The 2,529-nt window shown below is 41.4% G+C and carries 4 protein-coding genes; all 4 read right to left on the bottom strand.

Annotated features, from left to right (window positions below):
- On the bottom strand, nt 1–343 hold a 343-nt coding region (locus ACH0QE_RS16510; RefSeq protein ID WP_415801670.1), incomplete at its 3' end, for a competence protein CoiA.
- Nucleotides 344–480: 137 nt separating this feature from the next.
- Nucleotides 481–732: a hypothetical protein gene (locus ACH0QE_RS16505; protein ID WP_415801669.1), complete on the bottom strand. Its 252-nt coding sequence runs from the start codon at nt 730–732 to the stop codon at nt 481–483.
- Nucleotides 707–1,948, bottom strand: a complete 1,242-nt coding sequence (locus tag ACH0QE_RS16500; RefSeq protein ID WP_415801668.1) for an IS91 family transposase — start codon at nt 1,946–1,948, stop codon at nt 707–709. The genes ACH0QE_RS16505 and ACH0QE_RS16500 overlap by 26 nt, the downstream gene beginning before the upstream one ends.
- 123 nt (nt 1,949–2,071) lie before the next feature.
- A partial coding sequence (gene ribH / locus ACH0QE_RS16495; RefSeq protein WP_415801667.1) for a 6,7-dimethyl-8-ribityllumazine synthase occupies nt 2,072–2,529 on the bottom strand: 458 nt, incomplete at its 5' end.

Genomic DNA, 2,529 nt, shown 5'->3' with positions numbered 1-2,529 from the left:
CATATTTTTGGTTTTGCAAATCGAAAGCAATGTCCGGTTTCTGCTTCATCTGTGGGTCGAAACTTTCGAGTTCAGCATTGATTCCTTGCTTTTTCAGCCAATTGAAGAGCTGAAGCTTTCCAGAAAGATGATATTCAGATTCACGGTCATACTCATAATGGCAGCTGCCTCCCGACAAATGAGAAAAGTGCCAAATCTTCTTGCTCCCCAGTTTCATGACCACCTCTTCACCACATACCGGACAGTGGAACTTTTCCCTCGACCTGATTCCTATTAAATCACTTTTTTCCCACCTTTCACCAAGAGATAACCTTTTACCATCGCTTTTATACGCAACTAGCAAATTAGATGCGCCTCCTTCCATTATGAAGTATTCGTGCCCATAGAGTTTATACCTTTAAAAAATACAAAGGTTTATAAAGTGTTCACAAAGAACAAAATCGCTAACGCGACCTAAAGGACGTCCCAAGTGAAATTGAATCACTTGGGACTTTCTTTCGCCCTAAGCAAAGTACCACCACAAAAAGGACATTCAATTTCAACTTCTTCACCCTTCTTTTTATCCACTTGAAAATCGGCCACAACAAAATCAGGAACATCGTCTTCTTTCCGACAATCCTTACATTTAAACAGAATGGTATTTATATCTTCATTCAATCCGAATGGGTCTTCCTCCTCCAACCATTTTAAAAGGTCTTTACTCATTTCATCCGGCTCGTTGTTTTTTGGCATTGCCGTGATACCTCCTTGTTTTTACACACTCCATGTCTTCCATATAATGATAAAGGAAACCATAGTCGGCATGCCATATCTCCACCAAATCCATCTGTCGAAGGCAACAAGGACACTGGAACGGATCCTTATCAAAGGCCTCTATCATACGTTGACGATAGGTCTTCTTTTTCTTCTTCCCTTCTAATAGCCAAGATAGTTGCTTAGTCCTCATAAAGGAGTAAAGGTCCAAAGCAATTCTCGCCCTTCTGTACGCTCTTCTACTGTACAAACCAAAACGACCAACCATTCGAAAATGCTTGGGAGAAATGTGTTGTATTAGATTGAATAAAAATTTGTAGACTGGAAGGACTTCTTCCACTCGTTTTCCTGTTTGATGGTCTTCATACCAGAAACGAACCGATTTCCCATCGTATTCTTCGATTCGATATTCAGCAACAGCCGGTCTGGCTAAATATCTGCCAATGTATTTAGCAGCCCCTTTGGCGTCCCGCATTCTTTTTTCTGCGTTCACATAGAATCCTTTCGGATAACGGAGATACAACTCATCAACAAGATTCTTAACCGTTTTATTCTTCGGGAACCATTGTTTCACCGAATCAAGCAGCACCTTTTGCCAAGATTTCCTGAGATATTCATAAGGGATGAAATCGCTAAAAACCCATTCGTTCCTATTGTCTATAGCACCCTCTGTCACCAATGCATGGATGTGAGGATTAAATTTAAGATCTCTTCCAAAAGTATGTATGACCGTTATGATTCCAACTTGGAGATCTCGCTTCTTACTTTTCCTCCGATAGTAAAACTGGAATACCTCGGATACCTTTTTACTTAACTCATTTAGCTTCTTCCTATCTTGAAAGAAGACATTTCTCAGCTCTTTAGGAACAGTAAATACCATATGCCGATGAGGAACATTAAGAATCATTTCCTGTTGTTTGTCCGACCAATCGTCAGTATATTTCTTTCCACACTTGTGGCAGAACCTGCTTTTACAAGTAAAACAAACAAAAACGGGGGAAGGATTTCCCTCGCACCCGAGACATTCGTATCGTGAATACCCTAAGTCACGCGTACCACAACGAATTGCCTTTTGAACAGTCTCTTCAATATCTCTCCGATAGCGTTCAGGAAAAAGAGTTGAATGCATCTTCCAAAAGCCATCAAAATGGTCTCTCAACATCCGTTTGATAATTCCACTGTTTTGTTTAGTCATTGTCATTCACCTTAAAAAATGATACCAACATTTTAGCGAACGTTTATCCACAAGTACAGAATTTTATAATTTCCTAAACAATAAAAAAGCTGCAGACAAGGATGCCTGCAGCTTCAAAAACTTTTACATTTCAATATTCTTCATTAAATTCGCCATTTCAATCGCGGACATTGCAGCGTCCCAGCCTTTGTTGCCGGCTTTTGTGCCGGCACGTTCGATTGCCTGTTCAATGGTATCGGTTGTCAAAACCCCAAAGATGACAGGGACTCCTGAATTCATCGCTGCGGCGGATACGCCCTTTGCTGTTTCATTAGATACGTAATCGAAGTGTGGCGTTGAGCCGCGAATGACTGTACCTAATGTGATGACCGCGTCATACTTATTGCTTTTAGCCATTTTTTGCGCGACCAAAGGAATTTCGAACGCACCCGGAACCCAGGCAACATCGACATTGCCTTCCTCAACCCCGTGTCTTTTCAACGCGTCCTGCGCACCGCCCAAAAGCTTGCTTGTGATGAATTCATTGAAGCGCCCGACTACGATTCCGACTTTAAGACCTGTTCCTACTAAATTACCTTCAA

It is taken from the genome of Mesobacillus sp. (assembly GCF_047739415.1).
Classification (GTDB): Bacteria; Bacillota; Bacilli; order Bacillales; family Cytobacillaceae; genus Mesobacillus.
This window is presented reverse-complemented; position numbering and strand designations above follow the sequence as displayed.

Bases quoted from the DNA above. Each gene is read 5' to 3' on its own strand.
- ACH0QE_RS16505 (WP_415801669.1), bottom strand. From the start codon at position 732: ATGCCAAAAAACAACGAGCCGGATGAAATGAGTAAAGACCTTTTAAAA.
- ACH0QE_RS16500 (WP_415801668.1), bottom strand. From the start codon at position 1,948: ATGACTAAACAAAACAGTGGAATTATCAAACGGATGTTGAGAGACCAT.